We start from the raw sequence: 21794 nt of genomic DNA, 5'->3' as shown, positions 1-21794 counted from the left end.
GAGGCTTCATACCCAGGGGGGTATTTGACCGGACGCGACGGCACCCCGTACGGTCGGAGGCGTTCATACCCGGGGGGGTATCCATACGTCTGCGGGAGGCTCCGCCGTGTTCTTCGCCCAGTACTACCTCGACTGTCTCTCCCACGCCTCGTACCTGATCGGCGACGAGGGGACGGGGCGGGCCGTGGTCGTGGACCCGCGCCGGGACGTGTCCGAGTACCTCGCGGACGCCACCGCGCACGGCCTCACCGTGGTCGGCGTCGTCAACACCCATGTCCACGCCGACTTCGTCGCCGGCCACCTGGAGCTGGCCGACAGCACCGGCGCGTGGATCGGCTACGGCCGGCGCGCGGAGACCGAGTACCCGGTCCGCCCGCTCGCCGAGGGCGAGCGGATCCTCCTCGGGGACGTCGTCCTGGAGGTCATGGAGACGCCCGGCCACACCCCCGAGTCGATCAGCCTCCTGGTGTACGAACACGCCGGGGACGAGGTGCCGTACGGGGTCCTGACCGGTGACGCCCTGTTCATCGGCGACGTCGGCCGGCCCGACCTCCTCGCCTCGGCCGGCGTGACCGCCGAGGAACTGGGCGCGCTGCTCCACCACAGCGTCCAGCACAAGCTCATGGGGCTCCCCGACGCGGTCCGCGTCTTCCCCGCCCACGGCGCGGGCTCGGCCTGCGGCAAGCGCCTCTCCGTCGAGAGGTCGTCCACGATCGGGGAGCAGCGGGCGACCAACTACGCCTGCGCGCCGATGAGCAGCGAGGAGTTCGTCGCGCTCGTCACCGCCGGACAGCCCGCCGCCCCCGGCTACTTCGCCCACGACGCCGCGCTCAACCGCAAGGACCGCCGGCGGTACGACGCCGGCGCCGCCCGGCCGCTCTCCCCCGCCGAGTTCTCGGCGCTGCGGGACGCCGGGGCGGTCGTGGTCGACGCGCGCGATCCGCTGGAGTTCGCCGCCGGGCACCTCCGCGGCGCGGTCAACGTGCCGGCCGACGGCCGCTTCGCCGAGCAGGCCGGCACCGTCCTCGACCCCGGCGACCGGCTCGTCGTCATCGCCCCCGAGGGGCGCGCGGAGGAAGTGCTCACCCGGCTCGCCCGCGTCGGCCTCGACCTCGCCGAGGGCTACCTCCCCGAGCCCGAGGCCGCCATGGAGGCGCTGGCCGCCGACATGGCGCCGGCGAGCCGGATCACCGCCGCCCGGCTGCGGAGCGACCTCACCGGCCCCCGGCCGCCGCTCGTCGTGGACCTCCGCGGCCGCGACGAGCGCGAGGCGAACGGCGTCATCGACACGGCCGTCCACATCCCGCTCGGCGAGCTCCCCCGCCGGACCGGTGAACTCCCCGCCGACCGGCCCCTCGTCCTCCACTGCGCCGGCGGCCACCGCTCCTCCGTCGCCGCCAGCCTCCTGCGCCGGCGCGGCTTCGAGGACGTCTCCGACCTCCTGGGCGGCCACGCGGCCTGGGCCCTGACGACGACTCCCGCCGGCTGAGCCCCCGCACCCCCGGCCCCTCCCAGCCACCACCCACCACCCACCACCGCAACGCGCGATCGGAACCACCCATGAGCACGCCCTCCTCCCTCTCCCCCGCCGTCCTGCACCGCCTCGTCCAGGAGGGCCGCGCCCCGCGCCTCCTCGACGTCCGCACGCCCGGCGAGTTCCGTACGGCCCACATCCCCGGCTCCTCCAACGTGCCGCTGCACACCCTCCGCGAGCACCGCGCCGAACTCGTGGGCCACCTCGACGAGGACGTCGTGCTCGTGTGCCGCTCCGGGCAGCGGGCGAAGGAGGCCGAGCGGGCGCTCGCCGAGGCCGGCCTGCCGGGCCTCCGCGTCCTCGACGGCGGGATCACGGGCTGGGAGGCGGCCGGCGCGCCGGTGGAGCGCGGGCCGGAGCGGTGGGACATGGAGCGCCAGGTCCGGCTCGTCGCCGGTTCGGTCGTCCTCGTCACCGGCCTCGCCGGGATCGTCGTGCCGGGCGCGCACCTCGTCGGGACGGCGATCGGCGCCGGGCTGACCTTCGCCGCGCTCAGCAACTCCTGCGCCCTGGGCGTCCTGCTCTCCAGGCTCCCCTACAACCGGGGCCCCCGCACCGACATCCGCACCGTGACGGCGGAGCTGCGGAGCACCCGGTGACCGCTCTGGTCGTGGCGGCCTCGCTGCTCGTCGGCGTCAGCCTCGGCGTGCTCGGCGGCGGCGGATCGATCCTCACCGTCCCGGTCCTGGTCCACCTCGCCGGGCAGGAGCCGAAGGAGGCCATCGCCACCTCGCTGTTCGTCGTCGGCGTCACCAGCCTCGTGGCGCTGGTCCCCCACGCGCGGGCGCGCCGCGTCCGGTGGCGGACCGGCCTCGTCCTCGGCGCGTTCAGCATGGCGGGCGCGTACGCGGGGGGCCGGGCGGCCGCCTTCGTGCCCGGCACCGCGCTCCTCGCCGCCTTCGCCCTGATGATGCTCGCCACCGCCTTCGCGATGCTGCGCGGGCCGCGGCGGGGGCGGGAGCCGAAGGCGCGGCACGGGGGTCCGAAGCCGTGGCACATCGCCGTCGAGGGGCTCGCGGTGGGCGCGGTGACCGGATTCGTGGGCTCGGGCGGCGGCTTCCTCGTGGTGCCCGCCCTGGTCCTCCTCGGCGGGCTCCGGATGAGCGCCGCCGTCGGCACCTCGCTGCTCGTCATCGCCATGAACTCCTTCGCGGGACTGGCCGGACACCTCTCCGGCGCCACCGTCGACCCGGTGCTCGCGCTCACGGTCACCGGCGCGGCCGTCGCCGGGAGCCTGGTCGGGGCGCGCCTCGCGGGCCGCGTCCCGCAGGACGGGCTGCGCACGGCCTTCGGCTGGTTCGTCGCCGTGACGGGCGCCCTCGTCCTCGCGCGGCAGCTCGGCCCCGCCGTCTGGACGCACCCCGTGACCTGGGCGGTGCTCGGGACCGCGGCGGCGGGCGGGTGGGCGGCGCGGCGGATCCGGAGCCGTACGGTCGCCCCGGTCCGGGAGTAGAGGACATCGACCGAGAGGACATCGACCGAGGGAATATCGACCGATTTAATACCCTGCGGGGTATGGTGACGGATGGGGGTGCGACGAGGAGGAGGACTGCCGTGCAGGTCGACGCGGACGCGAGGACGCCGGTGCTGAACCGCTTGCGGCGCGCTCAGGGACAGCTGGCCGGGGTGATCGCCATGGTCGAGGCGGGCCGCGACTGCAAGGACGTGGTGACCCAGCTGGCCGCCGTCTCCAGGGCCCTGGACCGGGCCGGGTTCAAGATCGTGGCGAGCGGGATGCGGCAGTGCCTGGCCGACGACGGCACGGAGGGCCCGCCGATGACGGAGGCGGAGCTGGAGAAGCTGTTCCTGGCCCTGGCCTGAGCCTCCGGCCAGGGTCCGCACCGGGGCGGAGCGGGGTCCGGCGGGCCTCGCGCCTCCTATGCTGACCAGGTACGGAACAGCCAGGCCAGGGATGGCCCGCGGACGAAGGGGGCACCCCGCTCGATGAGCCGGAAGCAGCAGCGCGGAGAAGTCACCGTCGAGCGCGTCCTCGACGCCGCGCTCGACCTCTACGCGCGCGAGGGTGAGCCGGGCCTCACCGTCTCCGCCCTGACCCGGGTCAGCGGGGTCAGCACCGGCAGCGTCTACCACCACTTCGGCAATCTCCACGGGGTGATCAGCGCTCTCGCGCTGCGCTGGCTGGGCCGCCTCCTCGGCGAGCTGGCCACCGCCCTGACCTCCCATCAGGACGCCCGTTCCGGCATCGAGGCGGTGGTGCGCGCCTACCTCGACTTCGTGCGCACCCAGCCGGCCGCCTCCCGCCTGCTCCACTCCCCCTTCGCGGACCAGGTGGGCACGGACCACGCCGGCGAGATCCGCGACAGCCAGGAGGCCCGGCTCGCGCCGGTCGAGCAGTGGCTCGACGCCCACCGCAGGGCCGGTGAACTCGCCGACCTGCCCAGTCCGGTCATCGAGACCCTCGTACTGGGCCCGGTCGTCGGCCTCGCCCGCCGCTGGCTCACCATCGGGGACGTGGACCTCGAAGAGGGGGCCCGGCTCCTCCCGGACCGCATCTGGCGCTCCGTCAGCCCTTGACGGGCGGACCGTCCGGAGCCCTCTCGCCGCCGTCGTCGGGGCCGCCGTCGGGGCCGCCCGGTCCGATCCGGAGCTCGAAGTCTCCGTCGTACTGCTCGTGCCCGGCGATGACCGCGACCTCGACGATCTCCTTGCCGACCCGGCCGCGCACGATCAGCGGGTCCTCGCGCAGATCGCGCATGAGCGCCACGCACATGCCGATCATCACGAGGACGAACGGGGCGGCGACCAGGATCGTGAGGTTCTGCAGGCCCGCCAGGGCGTCGCCCTGGCCGTCGCCGATGAGCAGCATGATCGCGGCGACGGCGCCGGTGACCACGCCCCAGAAGATCACCACCGGGCGGGTCGGCTCCATCGCCCCGCGCTGCGACAGGGTGCCCATGACGATGGAGGCGGCGTCCGCGCCGGAGACGAAGAAGATCCCGACGAGGACCATCACCAGCAGGCTCATCACGCCCGTCAGCGGGAACTCCTGGAGCAGGCCGAAGAGCTGTCCCTCCGGGGTGGTCTCGGCGCCCAGCGAGCCCTCCTCGCTCAGCCGCATCGCGGTACCGCCGAAGATCGCGAACCACACCAGGCTGACCGTGCTCGGCACCAGGATGACGCCGCCGATGAACTGGCGGATCGTCCGGCCGCGGCTGATCCGGGCGATGAACATGCCGACGAAGGGGGTCCAGGAGATCCACCACGCCCAGTAGAAGACGGTCCAGCTGCCGAGCCAGTCGTGGATGTTCTCGCCGCTGGTGGCCTCGGTGCGGCCGGCCAGCTGGGGCAGGTCGCCGATGTAGGCGGCGATGGAGGTCGGCAGCAGGTCGAGGACGATGATGGTGGGGCCGGCGACGAAGACGAAGAGGGCGAGGAGCAGCGCCAGCACCATGTTGATGTTGGAGAGCCACTGGATGCCCTTCTCCACGCCGGACACGGCGGAGAGCACGAAGGCCACGGTGAGCACCGCGATGATGGCGACGAGCAGTCCGGTGCCGGCCTTCGCCATCCAGCCCAGCTCCTCCACGCCGCTGCCGATCTGGAGCGCGCCGAGGCCCAGCGAGGCCGCGGAGCCGAAGAGCGTGGCGAAGATGGCGAGGATGTCGATGAACCGGCCCGGCCCGCCGAAGGCCCGGCGCTCGCCCATCAGCGGGACGAACACGGCGCTGATCGTCTGCCGGCGCCGGCGCCGGAAGGTCGAGTACGCGATGGCGAGACCGACCACGGCGTAGATCGCCCACGGGTGGAGCGTCCAGTGGAACAGCGTGGTGGCCATCGCCGTCTCCATCCGCTCGGCCGAGTCGGCCGGGGAGGTGCCGGGCGGCGGGGTGCCGTAGTGGGCGAGCGGCTCGCTCACGCCGTAGAACATCAGGCCGATGCCCATGCCGGCGCTGAACATCATGGCGATCCACGAGACCGTGCGGAACTCGGGACCCTCGTCCTCCTGCCCGAGGGTGATCCGCCCGTACCGGCTGATCGCCAGCCACAGCGCGAAGACGACGAAGCCGGAGGCCGCCAGCATGAACGCCCAGCCCCCGTCCCGGATCAGCCCGTCGAGGAGGCTGCTGGAGACCGATTCCAGACTGCCCGTCGCCGTCGCGCCCCAGACGACGAAGGCGAGCGTCAGCACGGCGGTGACGCCGAAGACGACCGGGTCGGTCCGGGCGGGGTGACGGCCGGCCTGATCGGGCAGGTCCGCCGTCACCGGCAGGACACCCCGCCCGGCCCCGTCCTTGCCGCCGCCCGTCCCGCCGCCTTCCCGCCGGCCCTCCGGACCCTGCCCGTCCTGCGCCATCTGCGACCCCTTTCCCCACCGAACGGGACGAACTACTCATATCCCTCCCATGCAGTATCACGAGCGGGGCCGAACGTGACGGACCAACAGGCCCCGCACCCGGACCGGTCGACGACAGGCGGGGTGAAGGTCCTGGACACCACGGGGTCGACGATGGTTAGGTAAGCCTTACCTAAACCGGACTCAGGAGAACCACGTGAGCGTCGCCCCCTCCCCCGCCCTGCCCCAGCAGACCGCCGCGGAGCAGGTCCGCTCCGTGCTGGCCCGCGCCATCTCCCTCTCCCTCACCCTCGAAGGACAGAGCTACGACCTCCTCGGCGCCCACAGCGTCGGCGCCCGCGGCCGGATCACCCTCCACCCCCCGGCCGACACCCCGCTCACCGACCACCTCGACCGCGCCCCGCTCGGCATCCTCGACGCCCGCGTCGACCTCACCGACATCGCACCGACCGCGCTGCGCGACCGGGTCCGCGCCCGGGTCACCCTCACCGGCCGGCTCACCCCTGCGGCGCCCGGCGACCTCGGCGCGCTCCGCCTCGACCTCGCCGGGATCACCCTCCGCACCGGCACCGGGACGGAGGAGATCACCCCCGCCGCGTACGCGGGCGCCGCCCCCGACCCGCTCGCCCTCGAAGAGGCCGCACTCCTCACCCACCTCGCCGACGCCCACCCCGAGCTCGTCTCCGACCTGGTCGTCCTCGCCGGCTCCCGCCTCCCCTACGGCGTCGTCCGCGCCCTCCCCCTCGCCATGGACCGGCACGCCGTCTCGCTCCGGTGCGAGTACGGCGAGGGCCACTGCGACCTCCGCCTGCTCTTCCCCGCCGAAGCACGGGACGCCGCCGCGGCGGGCGACATGGTCCGCCGCCTCCTCACCGCCCCGCAGTGCGCGCACCACCACGACCACCACTGACACACCGGCGCGGCGGACCGGAAACCGCCACGCGGGCGGGTGCGTCCCCTCCCGCATGGACCGGATCACCCACGGCCTCCGCCAGCTCCTGCGCTTCGCGCTCCTGGAGGCCCGCTGCTGCGCCTTCGCCGTCGCGCTGATCGGCGGCATCGCGGTGTCGGCGCTCCTGCCCGAGCTGCCGGTGGCCCGCTACGACCTGCTCCTCGGCTACGGGATCGTGCTCACCGCGGTGGCCTGGCGGCTCGGCTGGGACAGCGGCCGGGACATCGCCGTCATCGCCGTCTGCCATCTCATCGGCCTGCTCTTCGAGCTGGTCAAGGTCCGCATGGGCTCCTGGAGCTACCCGGAGGACGCGGTCACCAAGTTCGCCGGCGTCCCCCTCTACGGCGGCTTCCTGTACGCGGCCGTGGGCAGCTACGTCTGCCGCGCCTGGCACCTGTTCGACCTGCGCCTGACCGGCTACCGGCCCCGGATCATGGCGGTGCTCGCCGGGGCCGTCTACCTGAACTTCTTCAGCCACCACTGGCTGCCCGACGCCCGCTGGGTCCTGGCCGCCCTGCTGCTGCTCGCCACGGCCGGCACCTGGGTCCGCTTCCGCGTCGGCGAGCAGGACCACCGGATGCCGCTCGCGCTCTCCTTCGTCCTGATCGGCTTCTTCCTCTGGATCGCCGAGAACGCGGCCACGTACGTCGGCGCCTGGAGCTATCCCGACCAGCTCGACGGCTGGCAGCCCGTCTCCGTCGCCAAGTTCGGCGCCTGGGCGCTGCTGATCACCGTCACCTTCGTGCTGGCCTACGGAACGGGCTCCTCGCCCCGGCGGATGCCGAGGGTCGCCAGCAGGTCCTCGTGAAGCTCCATCCACACCGTGTGGCAGGAGTCGGCGCGCGGACGGTCGACCCACGACAGCTCTCCGCGCTTCACCCGGGCCAGCGCGCCGGTGAAACGCTCGCCGTAGCCGCCGAACCGGGGCAGCAGGGTGCCCAGCTCCGCGGAGAGCGTGTCGATCACCCCGCCGAGGAGGGTCAGCTCGTCGAGGACCCGCCGGTCCCACTCCGCGTCCCCGTGCGTGTTGACGGCGAGCCGCCCGCCGCCGTCGGGCCGCAGCTGCCAGTCGGTGCAGGCGGTGAGACAGCGGGCGTTGTACGTCAGGAAGGTCTCGTACCGCTCGCGGACGAACGGTCCGTGGCCCGCCCCGGCCAGCTCCTCGGCGAGCAGTCGCTCGCCCTCCGCCCGGCCCCGGTCGGTCAGGCTCCAGCCGGAGGTGCCGGCGAAGGAGGAGCGGGTGACCCGCCCGTACGCCTGGAGGTCGAGCAGCAGCTCGCCGACGGCCTCCGGGTCGAGGCCGAAGCGTGCCGCGACCTCGGTCTCTGTGGTCATGCCCCGCAGGCGTACGGCGTGCAGGACGAGGAGTTCGGGAGTGGAAGGGTGCGCCATGGGGAGAGCCTAGGCAACCCGGACGGCGGATCGCGCGTCCTCTCCCACACGAAGCCCCGACGACCGACCCAAGGACTTGCCATGAGCGACAGGGCCCGCGTCCTCTTCGACGCGCTCGACCTCGACCAGGACGGCACGCTGACCCGTGTGGAGGTCATCCGGGCCCTGCGGGAGAAGGGCCCCACGCTGGCGGCGCGGGGCGTGATCCCCTTCTGGGGGGTGGGGGACGTGGACGACTCCGCGGCCCTCTTCGACGCGGCCGACCAGAACGGCGACCGCGTCCTCAGCTTCGAGGAGTTCGCCGTCGTGGTCGACCGCCGCTTCGGCTGGTGACGCCACGCCCCTGGGGAGGACCCCCACGCCCTGGGGTCAGGACCAGGGCGCGGGGGCCGGGGGTGCGACGACCGGCGGGCGGTCGTCGCACGTGACGGTGTTCGGCAGCAGCCAGGGGGCCGGCCGCCGTCGTTGCCGCCCCGGTCGGCGAGCGTGAACTCGGAGCCGGTGGCGGGGAAGTTGAAGGAGCCGCCTGTCGGCGCCTGAGCGGAGGCAGTCCCTCCGGGACACGGATGGGTAACGGACGGGCCGGTCCGGAGCTCACGCCTTGTCAGTGCAATTTCACATTACTATGTTACGGGTCACATTCCGGCCGCTCGGCTGTCCGACCGCTCTCCCGCTCTCCTCGGAGTGACCCATGAACAAGCGCACCCGCACCCTGGCCACCGCCCTGGTGTCGTCCCTGACCCTCGCCCTCGCGGCCTGCACCGGCGGCGCGTCCGACGGCCGGGCCGCCGGCACGGGAGGCGACCGGAAGAACCCCGCGGCCGCCAACGCCGGCGCGGTCCTCGGCGGCACCCCGCAGAAGGGCGGCACCCTCACCATCCTGTCCAACCAGGACTTCTCCCACCTCGACCCGGCCCGCAACTGGGTCATGCCCGACATGGACTTCGGCACCCGGCTGCTCTACCGCACCCTCGTCACGTACAAGGCCGAGCCCGGCGCCGAGGGCAGCGAGCTCGTCCCCGACCTCGCCGAGGACCTCGGCACCCCCTCGAACGGCGCGAAGACCTGGACCTTCCGGCTGAAGCCCGGCCTCACCTACGAGGACGGCACCCCCGTCACCGCCCAGGACATCAAGCACAACGTCGAGCGGTCCTTCTCCCCCGACCTGCCCGGCGGCCCCGACTACGCCGCCCGCTACCTGGCCGGCGCCAAGGGGTACCGGGGCCCGGCCGAGGGCAAGCACCTCGACTCGGTGAAGACGCCCGACGCGCGCACGATCGTCTTCGAATTCCACACCTCGTTCGCCGAGTTCCCCTTCGCCGCGACCCTGCCGACCTTCTCCCCGGTGCCGAAGGCCCGGGACAAGGGCCCCCAGTACGACAACCGCCCCTTCTCCTCCGGGCCGTACAAGATCGAGTCCTACGCCCGTGACAAGCGGCTCGTCCTGGTCCGCAACACCCACTGGGACCCGCAGACCGACTCCGTCCGCAAGGCGTACCCGGACCGGATCGTCGTCACCATGGGCCTCAAGGCCAATCAGGTCGACGACCGCCTCATCGCCTCCTCCGGCGCCGACGCCTCCGCGATCCCGTGGGCCGCCCTCCGCCCCGAGTCCACCTCCAAGGTGCTGACGAAGCCCGAGGTCAAGGCCCGGCTCCTCGCCGAGTCCAGCACCTGCAACGAGATGCTCCAGATGCACACCGGCCGCGCCCCCTTCACCGACCTGAAGGTCCGCCAGGCCGTGCAGTACGCGCTCGACCGCGAGGCGATCGTCACCGCCGCGGGCGGACCCGCCCTCACCGAGGCGTCCACCGCCGCCATGCCGGGCGCGCTCTTCGCCGGAGGCAAGCAGCCCGACACCCTGAAGATTCCGGTCGCCGGCGACCCCGAGAAGGCGAAGCAGCTCCTGAAGGAGGCCGGGAAGGCCGGCGGCTTCTCCACCAGCGTCACCGTCTCCAGCGGCGACAAGGCCATCGGCGAGGCCATCCAGCAGTCCCTGGGCCGGGTCGGCATCGAGGTGACGATCGAGACCGTCGACCCGTCCGCCTTCTACGACACCATCGGCGACACCAGGAACCGCACCGACCTCGTCTACACCGGCTGGTGTCCCGACTTCCCGTCCGGATCCACCTTCCTCCCCTTCGTCTTCGACGGGCGTTCCATCAAGGAGAAGGGCAACTCCGGCAACCACTCCCTCTTCCGCGACGACGCCACCCAGAAGCGGATCGACGAGATCTCCGCGATGACCGACGGCGACGCCGCCAACAAGGCGTGGCAGGAGCTCGACGGCCGGATCCTCGCCCAGGCCCCCGTCGCCCCCGGCGCCGTGAAGCGCCGCCCCCTCGTCCTCGGCACCAACATCGCCGGTGCCTTCGGCCACACCTCGTGGGGCGGCCAGATCGACTACGCCACGGTCGGCCTCAAGGACCCGTCCAAGAGCACGGACCGATGACGCCCCCACCCATGACCACGACCACGACCACCACCGCTGCCGCGTCCGCTCCGCCGGACGCCGGCGGCGGGGCATGGCGGCTCGTCCGCGCCGAACTCCGCCGCCGGGCCTCCCTCAAGCTCTCCCTCGCCGTCGTCGCCGTCTTCGCGCTGATGACCGTCGCCGCCCCGCTGATCAGCGCGCTGGGCGGCTGGGGTCCGGAGGAGTTCGACAAGTCGGCCGTCGACCCGTACCTCGGCGGGCTGCCGATCGGGCCGTTCGGCGGAGTCTCCGCCGAGCACTGGCTCGGCGTCGAACCCGTCACCGGCCGCGACCTGTTCGCCCGGGTCGTCCACGGCGCCCAGGTCTCGCTGCTCATCGCCTTCGCCGCCACCGCGATCGTCGTCGTCGCCGGCACGGCGGCCGGCGTCGCCGCCGGCTACTTCGGCGGGCGCACCGACACCGTGCTCTCCCGGCTGATGGACCTCACGATGTCCTTCCCCTCCCTCATCTTCATGATCGCGATGATGTCGGTGGCCAGGGACGTCGACCGGATCCTCCTGATGATCCTCGTGATCGGCCTGTTCGGCTGGCCCGGCGTCGCCCGCGTCGTCCGCGGCCAGACCCTCTCCCTCAAGCACCGCGAGTACGTCGACGCCGCCCGCGTCGGCGGCTCGGGACCCTGGCGGATCCTCGCCCGCGACATCCTCCCGGGCGTCGCCGGACCGGTCATCGCCTACACCACGCTCATGGTCCCCGGCATGATCGCCACCGAGGCGGCGCTCAGCTACCTCGGCGTCGGGGTCCGCCCGCCCACCCCGTCCTGGGGCCAGATGATCGCCGAGAGCGTCGCGTACTACGACACGGACCCCATGTACTTCCTCGTCCCCAGCTTCTGTCTCTTCCTCACCGTCCTCGCCTTCACCCTCCTCGGCGACGCGCTGCGCGACGTCCTCGACCCCCGGGGGAGCCGTACGTGATCCTCTACCTCGGCCGCCGGCTCCTCGGGGTGCTCGGCGTCCTCCTGGCCATCGCCGCCGTCACCTTCACCATCTTCTACGTCCTGCCCTCCGACCCGGCGGCGGCCGCCTGCGGCAAGGCGTGCAGCGACGAACGCCTGGAGGCGATCCGCGCCCACATGGGCCTGGACGCGCCGCTCTGGACCCAGTTCGCCGACTTCGTCACCGGTGTCTTCACCGGCCGCACCATGGGCAGCGGCCAGTACGCGCTCCACTGCGGCTTCCCCTGCCTGGGCTACTCCTACGAGAACAGCGAGAACGTCTGGGCCCTGCTCGTCGACCGCCTCCCGGTCTCGGCCTCGCTCGCCGCCGGCGCCGCCGTGCTCTGGCTCGTCCTCGGCCTGTCGGCCGGCATCACCGCGGCGCTCCGCAAGGACAGCCTCACCGACCGGGCCCTGATGGTCGGCGCCGTCGCCGCCGCCTCCCTGCCCGTCTACTTCACCTCGGTCCTCCTCATCCACGGACTGATCCGGCTCACCGGACTGCTCCCCTACCCGCAGTACGTCCCCCTCACCACCGACCCGCTCTCCTGGGCGTCGAACCTGCTGCTGCCGTGGCTGGCGCTCGCGGTCCTGTACGCCGCCATGTACGCCCGGCAGAGCCGCGGCGCGATGATCGAGTCCATGGCGGAGCCGTACATCCGCACCGCCCGCGCCAAGGGCCTGCCGCGCCGCACGGTCGTCGTCAAGCACGGCCTGCGGGCCGGCCTGACCCCGGTCCTCACCCTCTTCGGCATGGACCTCGGCGGGCTTCTCGCCGGCGCCGTCATCACCGAGTCCCTCTTCGGACTCCCCGGCGTGGGACGCCTCTTCTACGGCGCCCTCACCTCCGGCGACCAGCCCGTCATCCTCGGAGTGACGCTCCTGGCCGCCACCTTCATCGTCGTCGCCAACCTGGTCGTGGACCTGCTGTACGCCGTCGTCGACCCGCGAGTGAGGTACTGATGGCCGCCCTGTTGTCCGTACGTGACCTCACCGTCACCTTCCCCACCCCGCGCGGCCCCGTCCGGGCCGTGGACTCCCTCTCGTTCGACGTGCCGCACGGCCGCACCCTCGGCATCGTCGGCGAGTCCGGCTCCGGCAAGTCCGTGACCTCGCTCGCCGTCCTCGGCCTGCACACCGGCGCCGAGGTGACCGGCTCCGTCGCCCTCGACGGGCGCGAACTCGTCGGGCTGCCCGAGCAGGAGCTCAACCCGGCTGCGCGGCCGGCGGATGGCGATGATCTTCCAGGACCCGCTGTCCAGCCTCCACCCCTACTACACCGTCGGCGAGCAGATCGCCGAGCACCACCGGGTCCACTTCGGCTCCCGGCGGGCCGCCGCCCGCGCCCGGGCCGTCGAGGCGCTCGCCGAGGTCGGCATCCCCGAACCGAAGCGCCGGGTCGGGGAGTACCCCCACCAGTTCTCCGGCGGCATGCGCCAGCGGGTGATGATCGCGATGGCACTGGTCTGCGAGCCCGACCTGCTCATCGCCGACGAGCCCACCACCGCCCTCGACGTCACCGTGCAGGCCCAGATCCTCGACCTGCTCGCCCGGCTCCAGCGGGAGCGCCGGCTCTCCATCGTGATGATCACCCACGACCTGGGCGTGGTGGCCCGGGTCGCCCACGAGGTGCTCGTCATGTACGGCGGGCGGGCCGCCGAACAGGCCCCGGTGGACACCCTGTTCGCCTCGCCCGCGCACCCCTACACCCGCGGGCTGCTCGACTCCCTGCCCCGCCTCGACGACCCCGACGACGTACCCCTGAGGGCCATCCCCGGCAGCCCGCCGTCCCTCCTCGACCCCGCGCCCGGCTGCGCCTTCGCGCCCCGCTGCGCCCGCGCGGCGGCCGGCACCGCCGGGGAGCGGGACCGGTGCGCCACCGAGCGGCCCGTGCTCGGCGGACCCGAAGGCCACACCGCCGCCTGCCACTTCGCCGCCTTCCCGGCCGTGGCCGCGTACGAAGGGACCGCTCCGTGACCCTCACGACATCCTCCACCGCGGTGAGCGCGCCGCCGCTGCTGCGGGTCCGGGACCTCGCCATGACCTTCCCGGGCCGGCGCCGCTCGGCGCCCGTCCGTGCCGTCGACGGCGTCGGCTTCGACCTGGCGGCGGGCGAGACCCTCGGCCTGGTGGGCGAGTCCGGCTGCGGCAAGTCGACCACCGGCCGGATGATCGTCCGGCTCCTGGAGCCGACCGCCGGCTCCGTCGAGTACGACGGACGGCCCATCGCCCACCTCCCGCAGCGCGCCCTGAGGCCGCTCCGCCGCGAGATCCAGATGGTCTTCCAGGACCCGCACTCCTCCCTCAACCCCCGTCGGCCGGTGGCCCGGATCATCGCCGACCCCCTGCTGGTGCAGGGCACCGCGCCGGCGGAGGCGCGCGAGCGGGCGCTGGAGCTGATGGAACTGGTCGGCCTCATCCCGGAGCACGCCGACCGGTTCCCGCACGAGTTCTCGGGCGGCCAGGCACAGCGCATCGGCATCGCCCGCGCGCTCGCCACCGGCCCCCGGCTGGTCGTCGCCGACGAACCCGTGTCCGCGCTCGACGTCTCCGTCCAGGCGCAGATCGTCAACCTGATGGAGCGGCTCCAGGACGAACTCGGCCTCGCCTACCTGTTCATCGCCCACGACCTGTCGGTGGTGAAGCGGGCCTGCGACCGGGTCGCCGTGATGTACCTCGGCCGGATCGTCGAGATCGGCGCGAAGGAGCGGGTGTACGGGGCCCCCGCGCACCCCTACACGCGGGCGCTGCTCTCCGCCGTACCGCTGCCGGACCCGGCGGCGGAGCGGGCCCGGGAGCGCATCACCCTCCTCGGCGACCCTCCGAGCCCCGCCGCTCCCCCGCCGGGCTGCGGCTTCCACCCGCGCTGCCCCAAGGCCCAGCCGGTCTGCCGCGCCGAGGCACCGCCCCTGCGCCCGCTCGCGGCGGGCGAACCCCGGGAGGTGGCCTGCCACTTCCCGGAGGAGGGCTGAGCACCCGGTCCGGCTCCGGCTCAGCCGGAGGACATCGCCAGGCCCATCAGCACGGCCGTCGCCCAGGGCGCCAGGATCAGCAGCAGGGCGGCCGACGCGGCGGTGATCCGCCATCCCCGCAGGGAGCGCCGGTACGGCGGCAGCCAGCAGAGGACCAGCAGCACGGCGGCGACCGCCGTCATCAGGTCGAGGCCGCTCACATGGCCGACGCCGAAGAAGGTCAGCTGGCCGACGAGCAGGGGCAGGCCGGGAAGGGTCACCGCGAGCGGAGCCTTCCACCAGGTCGGGTCGGCGGGGGCGAGGGCGGAAGTCGTCATGGCTCCAGTCGATCACCGGGCCCCGCGGCACCGGATCCGGGCGGGTACTCAGGAGGGCGGCGCCTGGTACTCAGGCCCGGGCGCCGGGGGCGGGAAGCGCCGCCGCCCCCGGCGCCCGATCTACCTGATCTACCCGATCTGCCCGCCGGGAAGTGCCCGCCCAGGGGCGGCTGGGCGGGACGGCTGCGGTCGGGGGCGTACGGGAGCGGGCCCTCACGCCCCGGCCGGTCCCCGGCGGGCGCTCGTGGGGAGACGGGTCCGCTTCTCGGCGCGGTCGGCCGCCTTCCGCGCCTCCCCGAGGGCCGCCTCGGCGGCCCGGAGGGCCTCGGCGGCGTCCTTCGCGGCCCGCTCGGCCGCGGTGGCCGCCTTCCGCGCCTCCTCCCGTTCCCGTTCGGCACGGCGCAGCCGGCCGGCGGTCTCCGCGACCGCCGTCCGCGCGGCGGCCTCCGCCTCGCGGGCGGCGTCGCGCTCGCGTTCCCTGCGGGTGAGGACGGCCCGGGCCTCCGCCGCTGCCGCACGGGCCGCTTCGGCCTCCGCCGCCCCCTCCGGCTCCGCCCGCACGCGGTCGTCTCCCTCCTTCCGGGGGGCGGCGGCCCGGGGACGGGAGGTCGGGGTCCCGGGCGGTACGGCGGGGAAGCCGACGGCCGCCTCCGGCATCGCGGCGAGTCGGCCCTTCGCCCACGGACCCGCGACGTCCGGGAGGGCGAGAACGGCGTGGAGGATCCGCTCGACGTCGGCGAGGACGGCGTCGCTCGCGGGCTGTCCGGCGTCCTCGGCGAGCGCGGCGGCGGTACGGACGAGCCCCGCGACCAGCTGGTGCTGCCGCCGGCTCGCCTCCCGCAGCCGGTCGCCGTCGAGCGTCCGGTGGGCCTCGCGCAGCAACTCGCCCAGCGCGAGGAGGCGTTCCGCCTCCTCGGGTCGTTCACGGGCCAGCAGGTTCGCCGCCCAGACACCGAGCGGCGGCCGGCGCAGCGCGGCGATCGCCTTCGCCGCGGCCGGGTCCTTCGCCCGCCGCGCCTCGGCCACGTACGCGTCCCGGGCCGCCGTGAACTCCGACGGCCGCAGCCCGTACAGCTCGCCGGTGACCTGCTCGACATCCATGCGCCCACTCTGCTGCGCCGGGCGCGGCGGGTCGGGGCGAACCTCCGCCGGGCGTCCGCCCGTCACCCGCTCGGCAGGGCGGCGCGAGGAACCGGCGCCCGCCGCTGTCACACTTCCGCGCGGAGCTCCGTCAGTCGAGTGAAGGCGCCGGGCGGACCGGCACCGCAGCCACCGACGAGGGAGTCACGATGACCGACACCACCACCCGCTCCATCTCCCGCATGCCGAACCCGGGCGAGTTCGTGCCCGAGCTCGCCGACATCAGCGCCGCGCTCTTCCGCGCCACCGGCAACCGCTCCGTGCCGCGCACCACCATCGGCCTGGTCCACCTGCGGGCCGGCCAGATCGTGGGCAACACCTATCTGACCGTGCTGAACACCGGCTTCCTCCGCAAGGCGGGCGAGTCGGAGGAGCGCATCACGGCGGTCGCCTCCTGGCAGGACGCCCCCTGGTTCACCGAGGCCGAGCGTGCCGCCCTCGCGCTCGTCGAGGCCACCCTCCGGCCCGCGGGGCCGGGCCGGGAGCGCGTCACGGACGAGCTGTACGCGGAGGTGGCCCGGTACTACGACGACAAGGCCCTGGCGACGCTGACGATCGCCATCGGGCAGATCAACTTCTTCGTCGCCCTCGCCGTGATCGGCAAGCCCGCGCCGGTCACCTCCCTCGCCGACCGGCAGTGGGACTGAGCCTTCCGGGCACTGCGGGCGTCAGGCGTCCTGGACGCGCCGGAAGGGGCGCTCGGCCTCCAGGGCGAACGCCGCCTCCAGCAGGGTGCGTTCGCTGCCCGGGCGGCCGGACAGCAGGACGCCGACCGGCAGCCCGTCGGCCGTGGTGCGGGCGCTGGGCAGCGACAGCGACGGGGTGCCCACCACGTTGTCGACGGGCGTGTAGGCCACGTACTCCAGGATCCGCTCGACCAGGACGGGGTACGGGACGGTGGGGGCGAGGTGTCCGATCGGCGGCGTCGTGCGGGCGAGGACAGGGGTGAGGACGAGGTCGTGCCCGCGCAGCGCCGCCGCGTAGGCCAGCTTGGTCCGGCGCAGCCGGCGGACGACGCCCGGGGTACCGCGCCAGCGCTTCACGTACTCCTCGCGCAGTCCCCGGCTGAGCCCGTCCATGCGGTGCCGGTCGAAGTCGGCGCCGAAGGTGCGGCCGGAGGCGCCGAGGAGGAAGGAGAGCATGCCCCAGTAGGTGAGGAAGTCCTCGGTGAAGCGGGGGTCGATCTCCATGGTGACGGGCTCGACGGTGTGGCCGAGGCCGCGGAGCGTGGCGACGGTGTCGGTGACGGCGGCGCGGGTGTCGTCGTCGCAGCGGACCCCGTTGGGCGAGTCGAGCAGGTAGCCGACGCGGAGCCTGCGGTCCGAGGGTCCCTCGACCAGGCCGACCGGCGGCAGCTTCGGGTGGCGCCGGTGGAGTTCCGCGGCGGCCAGGAAGGCCGCCGAGTCGCGGACGGTGCGGGTGACGACGCCGTCGACGACGAGGTCCACCGGCAGGTGGCGGCTCTGGTCGTTGGCGACGACCCGGCCCCGCGTGGGCTTGAGGCCGACGAGGCCGCAGCAGGCGGCGGGGATCCGGATGGAGCCTCCGCCGTCGTTGGCGTGGGCGAGGGGGACGGCGCCGGCGGCGACGAGCGCCGCGGCGCCGCCGGAGGAGCCGCCCGCGGAGTGGCCGGTGTGCCAGGGGTTGCGGACCGGGGCGTCGGACTCGTACTCCGTGGTCGGGCTGAAGCCGAACTCGGGCAGCCGGGTCTTGCCGACGACGGTGACGCCGGTGCTGAGCAGCTGCCGGACGAAGGGCGCGTGCCGGCGGGCCGGCCGGGGTGTGAAGGCGGCGCTGCCGTGGCCGGTGGGCAGGCCCGCGTAGTCGGTGTTGTCCTTGACGAGGGTCGGGACGCCGGCGAAGGCACCGCCGGTGCCGCCGCGGAGCTCCGGCGGGTCGAGCGGGACCTGTACGGCGTTGAGTTCCGCGACCGCCCGCAGGCGGGCGGCCGCGTCCCTGGCGACCTCGGCGGCGCCGACCTCGCCCCGCCGGATCGCCGCGGCGAGACCGACGGCGTCGTGCTCGCCGAGGGAGTCGTCCCGGAAGGCGTGCACCGTGGTCCGCTTCTCGAAAGTCACCGCTGCCTCAGCCCCCGGGTCGTGGTTGGGTACCGTCGTCGCTGCCATCATGACGTACCCGCGGGTAACACGCGAGGGCCGGGCGGGCGGATCCCGGCGTGCGTGCCGGGCGGGCCGGACCCGACGGGAACCGCCCGACAGGCCAGGCCCTAACGTCCCTGGAGCCGCTTGACGTTGTCGCCGAAGGTCCAGTTCTTCGACCCGTCCCAGTTGGCCGACCAGGTCATCAGGCCCTTGAGCTTGCCGCCGTAGTGGTTCCACGCCTGGGCGACGAGGGCGGGCGACATGTGGCCGCCGCCCGCGCCGGGCTGGGCGGGCAGGCCGGGGACCTGCTTGTCGTACGGGACGCGGATGGTGGTGCCCTGGATGACCAGGCCCCGGTCGAGGCAGTCCGTCTGGGCGGTGAACCCGGCGACGGTCCCGGCGGAGTAGGAGTCGCCGGAGCAGCCGTACATGCTGCCGTTGTAGTACTGCATGTTGAGCCACCACAGGCGCCCGTTGTCCGCGTACTTCTTGACGATCGGGAGGTAGGCGCCCCAGATCGAGCCGTACGCGACGCTGCCGCCGGTGACGTAGGCGGTCTCGGGCGCCATGGTGAGGCCGAAGCCGGCGGGCATGCGGGCGAGGACGCCGTCGATGATGCGGATCAGGTTGGCCTGGGAGGCGGAGAGGGTGGTGATGCTGCCGCTGCCGACGAGCCCGGTCTCGATGTCGATGTCGATGCCGTCGAAGTTGTACTTCTGGAGGATCGGCACGATCGTCGCGACGAAGCGGTCGGCGACCGCCTGGGAGCTGAGGTCGATGCCGGCGGCGGCCCCGCCGATGGACATGAGGAGGGTGGCGCCCGCGGCCTTGGCGCGGCACATCTCGGCGGGGGTGGAGACGCGGACGGTGTTGTCCATGCCGTCCTCCCACAGCACGGTGCCGTCCGACCTGATGACGGGGAAGGCGGCGTTGATGACGTTGTACCCGTGGGCGGCGAGCCGGGGGTCGTCGATGGGCACCCAGCCGAAGGGCGGGTGGACGCCGTTGGCGGCGCCGTCCCAGTTCTCCCAGTACCCCTGGAGCACCTTGCCGGCGGGGCGGGGCTTGAGGGCGCAGGTGTCGGCGGCGGAGGCGGCGGGGGCGGCGCCTCCGGGGCCGGAGTCGGCCTGGGCGGGGGCGGCGGTGACGGTGGCGAGCAGGGCGGCGAGGGCGCCCAGACCCGCTCCGAGGGCGCGGACGATCCGTGAGCCTGGCATGCGTGTGCTCCTTGGGACGTGGGGGGTCGGTCCGGGGCATGGCGCGCGCTTCCGCCGACCGTAGATTGGTCCAGACCTACCGTCAACCACCCGGACACAGAAGCGAGTTGAGTCGGCCAGGAGGCGGCCGCAGAAGCCGCGCCCGGCGCCCCGCAGCCGGCCCGCCCACCAGGGGCGCGGGGCCGGACGGGCGGGGCCGCCACCGCCCGGATGGCAGCCTTGGCGACAAGCCCGGGCGCACACCGCCGCCACCACGAAGTCGGGGGCCCGGCGCGGGTCGCCCGAGGTACGGGGCCCCCGCCGCGCGCGACCGCCCGGGCGCCCCGGTCGGCACGACACCACATGACACCACTCCCGCACCACGTGGCACCACGTGGCACCGCTCCCGCGCCCACATGGCACCACGTGACGCCAGCCGATGCCGGGCGGCGCCGGGCAGCGCCGGGCGAGGCCCGGTGGCACCAGCCGGCGCTGGCCGGAGCCACCCATGGCGCCATCTAGTGCCATTCGGCGCCACTTGGCACCACCAGGGGTTGCACATGGCGCCATGGTGGTGCCATGATGACGTCATGGACCTCACCCCGTACGTCGACAGCCTCCGCCGCGAACTCGCAGTGGCCGCCGAGGCCGGTGGCGACGAAGCGCGCGACCTGGCCGAGCGGCTCACCGCCCCCCTGGAGTCGGCGACCCGTCTCACCATGCTCAACGTGCTCTCCGCCGCGATGGACGAGATCACCCGCGAGCTCGCCCCCGGATCGGTCGACGTACGGCTGCGCGGCCTCGACCCCGACTTCGTGGTGACCCTGCCGCCGACCGAGGGCGGCGCCCCCGCACAGCCGGCTCCGCCCGGCGAACCGTTCCCCGTCCCGGCGGTCGCCGAGGGCGACGAGGGCGGCACCGCCCGCGTCAACCTGCGCCTGCCGGCCCACCTCAAGGCCCGCGCCGAGGAGGCCGCCGCCCGCGAGGGCCTGTCGGTCAACGCCTGGCTCGTGCGGGCCGTCTCGGCGGCGGTCGGCGGCGGAACCGCCACCCGACCTCCGGAGAGGACCCGGACCGTCGGACAGAGCATCACGGGCTGGGTCCGCTAGCCCGCGCGCCCCCACCCGCACCACTTCCTTCCCGAACACGGCCCCCACTCGCGGGGACGACCCGACGACCCAAGAGGACGGGACAGCCATGCCTTCTTTCGACACTCCCGCACCGATCTCCGTCACCGCGTTCGTGTACGCCGGCTCGCTCCAGATCACCGCGGGCGACCGCCCCGACACCGTCGTCGAGGTCCGGCCGCGCAACGCGAAGAAGGACCTGGACGTCCGGGCGGCCGAGCAGACCGACATCTCGTTCGCGAGCGGGGTGCTGACCGTCAGGACGCCCAAGGCCAACCTGCTCGGCCGCGGCGGCACCGTGGACGTGGCGCTGGACCTGCCCACCGGCTCCCGCGTCGACGTGACCGGCACCGGCGCCTCCGTGATCGGCGAGGGGCGGCTCGGCGAGACCAGCGTCAAGGTCTCGGCCGGCGAGGTCCGCCTCGACACCACCGGCCCGCTGACCCTGGACGCGGCACACGGCGCGACCACCGTCGACCGGGTCGAGGGCCCCGCCGAGATCACCAGCAGCACCGGCAGCCTGCGCGTCGGCACGATCGCCGGCCCCGCCGTCCTGAAGAACTCCCACGGCAGCACGATCGTGGACCGCGTCACCGGCGAGCTCCGGGTGAACGGCGCCCACGGCGCCGTCGAGATCGTGCGGGCCGACTCGAACGTCACCGGCACCACGACCCACGGCAACCTCCGCGTCTCCGAGGTCTCGCACGGCGAGGTCCACCTGGAGACGTCCAACGGCTCCATCGAGGTCGGCGTCCGCGAGGGCACCGCCGCCTGGCTCGACGTCAGCTCCCACCGCGGACAGGTGCGCAACGCGCTCAGCGCGTCCGACGCCCCGACGGAGACCGAGGACACCGTCAAGATCCGGGCACGCACCAACTGGGGCAACATCGACATCCGCCGCGCCCGCGCCTGATCCCCACCCGGGCGCCACCCTCACCCTGGCGCCCCCCTCACCCCCCCTACCACCCTCACCCCGGCACCACCCTCACGCCGGCGCACCTCACCGGGGGCGGCCCCCTTCCTCCCGCCGCTCCCCCCTTCGCTCTCCTTCCTCACCTCACCCTTCGATCGGAGGGCCTCATGCCTTCTTCTGTCATGCCCATGCCCATTACCGGGGACGGCCGTCCCGCGCCGGCCGCCATCACCGCCACCGGTCTGCGCAAGTCGTACGGCGACAAGACCGTCCTCGACGGCGTCGACCTCCACATCCCGGCCGGTTCGGTCTTCGCCCTGCTCGGCCCGAACGGCGCCGGCAAGACCACCGCCGTCAAGATCCTCTCCACCCTCGTCACCGCCGACTCCGGCCGGATGACGGT

General features: G+C 73.9%; 22 protein-coding genes and 1 pseudogene. 17 read left to right on the top strand and 6 right to left on the bottom strand.

The genetic code is table 11. The annotated features are described in order from the left end of the window. Positions 1-106: 106 nt before the first annotated feature. From ACFYT9_RS38720 to ACFYT9_RS38700, 5 genes are all read left to right on the top strand, one after another. The gene (locus ACFYT9_RS38720) at positions 107-1489 is read left to right on the top strand and encodes a rhodanese-like domain-containing protein (protein ID WP_389171694.1); all 1383 of its coding nucleotides are present in this window, start codon (positions 107-109) and stop codon (positions 1487-1489) included. A 71-nt stretch (positions 1490-1560) separates the two neighbouring features. After that, entirely contained in the window at positions 1561-2133 is a 573-nt protein-coding gene (locus ACFYT9_RS38715) for a rhodanese-like domain-containing protein (RefSeq protein ID WP_389171691.1), read from the top strand. Further along, positions 2130-2987 (top strand): sulfite exporter TauE/SafE family protein, encoded by an 858-nt coding sequence (locus tag ACFYT9_RS38710; RefSeq protein WP_389171688.1) that lies wholly within the window; start codon positions 2130-2132, stop codon positions 2985-2987. Before ACFYT9_RS38715 ends, ACFYT9_RS38710 begins: the two co-directional genes overlap by 4 nt. Before the next feature lie 101 nt (positions 2988-3088). Next, on the top strand, positions 3089-3355 hold the full coding sequence (locus tag ACFYT9_RS38705; protein WP_389171686.1) for a metal-sensitive transcriptional regulator: 267 nt from the start codon (positions 3089-3091) through the stop codon (positions 3353-3355). Positions 3356-3478: 123 nt separating this feature from the next. Then, complete coding sequence (locus ACFYT9_RS38700) at positions 3479-4069, top strand: TetR/AcrR family transcriptional regulator (RefSeq protein ID WP_376600022.1); 591 nt, start codon at positions 3479-3481, stop codon at positions 4067-4069. On the opposite strand, the gene ACFYT9_RS38695 is transcribed toward ACFYT9_RS38700, so the two are convergent. Beyond that, the gene (locus ACFYT9_RS38695) at positions 4059-5849 is read right to left on the bottom strand and encodes a BCCT family transporter (protein WP_389171683.1); all 1791 of its coding nucleotides are present in this window, start codon (positions 5847-5849) and stop codon (positions 4059-4061) included. The genes ACFYT9_RS38700 and ACFYT9_RS38695 overlap by 11 nt on opposite strands. A gap of 196 nt (positions 5850-6045) precedes the next feature. Between ACFYT9_RS38695 and ACFYT9_RS38690 the strand changes: the two genes are divergently transcribed. Together ACFYT9_RS38690 and ACFYT9_RS38685 are read left to right on the top strand one after the other, a co-directional pair. Next, entirely contained in the window at positions 6046-6759 is a 714-nt protein-coding gene (locus ACFYT9_RS38690) for a DUF2470 domain-containing protein (RefSeq protein WP_389171680.1), read from the top strand. Between the two features lie 55 nt (positions 6760-6814). Further along, positions 6815-7609: a DUF817 domain-containing protein gene (locus ACFYT9_RS38685; protein ID WP_389171677.1), complete on the top strand. Its 795-nt coding sequence runs from the start codon at positions 6815-6817 to the stop codon at positions 7607-7609. Here the strand turns inward: ACFYT9_RS38685 and ACFYT9_RS38680 are convergent. Continuing rightward, positions 7552-8193, bottom strand: coding sequence for a transcriptional regulator (locus tag ACFYT9_RS38680; protein WP_389171674.1), 642 nt, complete (start codon positions 8191-8193; stop codon positions 7552-7554). The genes ACFYT9_RS38685 and ACFYT9_RS38680 overlap by 58 nt on opposite strands. An 81-nt stretch (positions 8194-8274) precedes the next feature. Between ACFYT9_RS38680 and ACFYT9_RS38675 the strand changes: the two genes are divergently transcribed. The 6 genes and pseudogenes from ACFYT9_RS38675 (at position 8275) to ACFYT9_RS38650 (ending at position 14596) form a co-directional block, all read left to right on the top strand. After that, a complete protein-coding gene (locus tag ACFYT9_RS38675) occupies positions 8275-8526 on the top strand; it encodes an EF-hand domain-containing protein (protein WP_389171672.1) in 252 nt (83 codons plus the stop codon). Between the two features lie 358 nt (positions 8527-8884). Next, positions 8885-10645 carry an ABC transporter substrate-binding protein gene (locus ACFYT9_RS38670; protein WP_389171670.1) on the top strand — a complete coding sequence of 587 codons (1761 nt, stop codon included), beginning with the start codon at positions 8885-8887 and terminating at the stop codon, positions 10643-10645. 11 nt (positions 10646-10656) lie between these two features. Then, on the top strand, positions 10657-11604 hold the full coding sequence (locus tag ACFYT9_RS38665) for an ABC transporter permease (RefSeq protein ID WP_389171667.1): 948 nt from the start codon (positions 10657-10659) through the stop codon (positions 11602-11604). Continuing rightward, complete coding sequence (locus tag ACFYT9_RS38660; protein WP_389171664.1) at positions 11601-12587, top strand: ABC transporter permease; 987 nt, start codon at positions 11601-11603, stop codon at positions 12585-12587. Before ACFYT9_RS38665 ends, ACFYT9_RS38660 begins: the two co-directional genes overlap by 4 nt. Then, positions 12587-13601, top strand: a pseudogene (locus tag ACFYT9_RS38655) (ABC transporter ATP-binding protein). Before ACFYT9_RS38660 ends, ACFYT9_RS38655 begins: the two are co-directional and overlap by 1 nt. Further along, on the top strand, positions 13598-14596 hold the full coding sequence (locus ACFYT9_RS38650; RefSeq protein ID WP_389171661.1) for an ABC transporter ATP-binding protein: 999 nt from the start codon (positions 13598-13600) through the stop codon (positions 14594-14596). The pseudogene ACFYT9_RS38655 and the gene ACFYT9_RS38650 overlap by 4 nt, the downstream one beginning before the upstream one ends. Positions 14597-14616: 20 nt before the next feature. Here the strand turns inward: ACFYT9_RS38650 and ACFYT9_RS38645 are convergent, their stop codons facing one another. Then, on the bottom strand, positions 14617-14913 hold the full coding sequence (locus tag ACFYT9_RS38645) for a hypothetical protein (RefSeq protein WP_389171659.1): 297 nt from the start codon (positions 14911-14913) through the stop codon (positions 14617-14619). Positions 14914-15126: 213 nt separating this feature from the next. Then, positions 15127-16014 carry a hypothetical protein gene (locus ACFYT9_RS38640; protein ID WP_389171656.1) on the bottom strand — a complete coding sequence of 296 codons (888 nt, stop codon included), beginning with the start codon at positions 16012-16014 and terminating at the stop codon, positions 15127-15129. A gap of 188 nt (positions 16015-16202) precedes the next feature. Between ACFYT9_RS38640 and ACFYT9_RS38635 the strand changes: the two genes are divergently transcribed. Then, positions 16203-16700: a carboxymuconolactone decarboxylase family protein gene (locus ACFYT9_RS38635; protein ID WP_389171654.1), complete on the top strand. Its 498-nt coding sequence runs from the start codon at positions 16203-16205 to the stop codon at positions 16698-16700. A gap of 21 nt (positions 16701-16721) precedes the next feature. Here the strand turns inward: ACFYT9_RS38635 and ACFYT9_RS38630 are convergent, their stop codons facing one another. Continuing rightward, positions 16722-18179 (bottom strand): amidase, encoded by a 1458-nt coding sequence (locus ACFYT9_RS38630; protein WP_389171651.1) that lies wholly within the window; start codon positions 18177-18179, stop codon positions 16722-16724. Positions 18180-18280: 101 nt separating this feature from the next. After that, positions 18281-19372 (bottom strand): chitinase, encoded by a 1092-nt coding sequence (locus ACFYT9_RS38625; RefSeq protein ID WP_387279122.1) that lies wholly within the window; start codon positions 19370-19372, stop codon positions 18281-18283. Between the two features lie 569 nt (positions 19373-19941). Here ACFYT9_RS38625 and ACFYT9_RS38620 point away from each other — a divergent pair. From ACFYT9_RS38620 to ACFYT9_RS38610, 3 genes are all read left to right on the top strand, one after another. Beyond that, complete coding sequence (locus ACFYT9_RS38620; protein ID WP_389171649.1) at positions 19942-20460, top strand: toxin-antitoxin system HicB family antitoxin; 519 nt, start codon at positions 19942-19944, stop codon at positions 20458-20460. Positions 20461-20548: 88 nt separating this feature from the next. Beyond that, positions 20549-21391: a DUF4097 domain-containing protein gene (locus ACFYT9_RS38615; protein ID WP_389171646.1), complete on the top strand. Its 843-nt coding sequence runs from the start codon at positions 20549-20551 to the stop codon at positions 21389-21391. A gap of 167 nt (positions 21392-21558) precedes the next feature. After that, on the top strand, positions 21559-21794 hold a 236-nt coding region (locus ACFYT9_RS38610), incomplete at its 3' end, for an ATP-binding cassette domain-containing protein (protein ID WP_389171643.1).

The organism is Streptomyces sp. NPDC004435, from assembly GCF_042873895.1.
Classification (GTDB): Bacteria; Actinomycetota; Actinomycetes; order Streptomycetales; family Streptomycetaceae; genus Streptomyces.
Note: the sequence above shows the minus strand (reverse complement) of the source record. Positions and strands in the feature narration are given on the sequence as shown.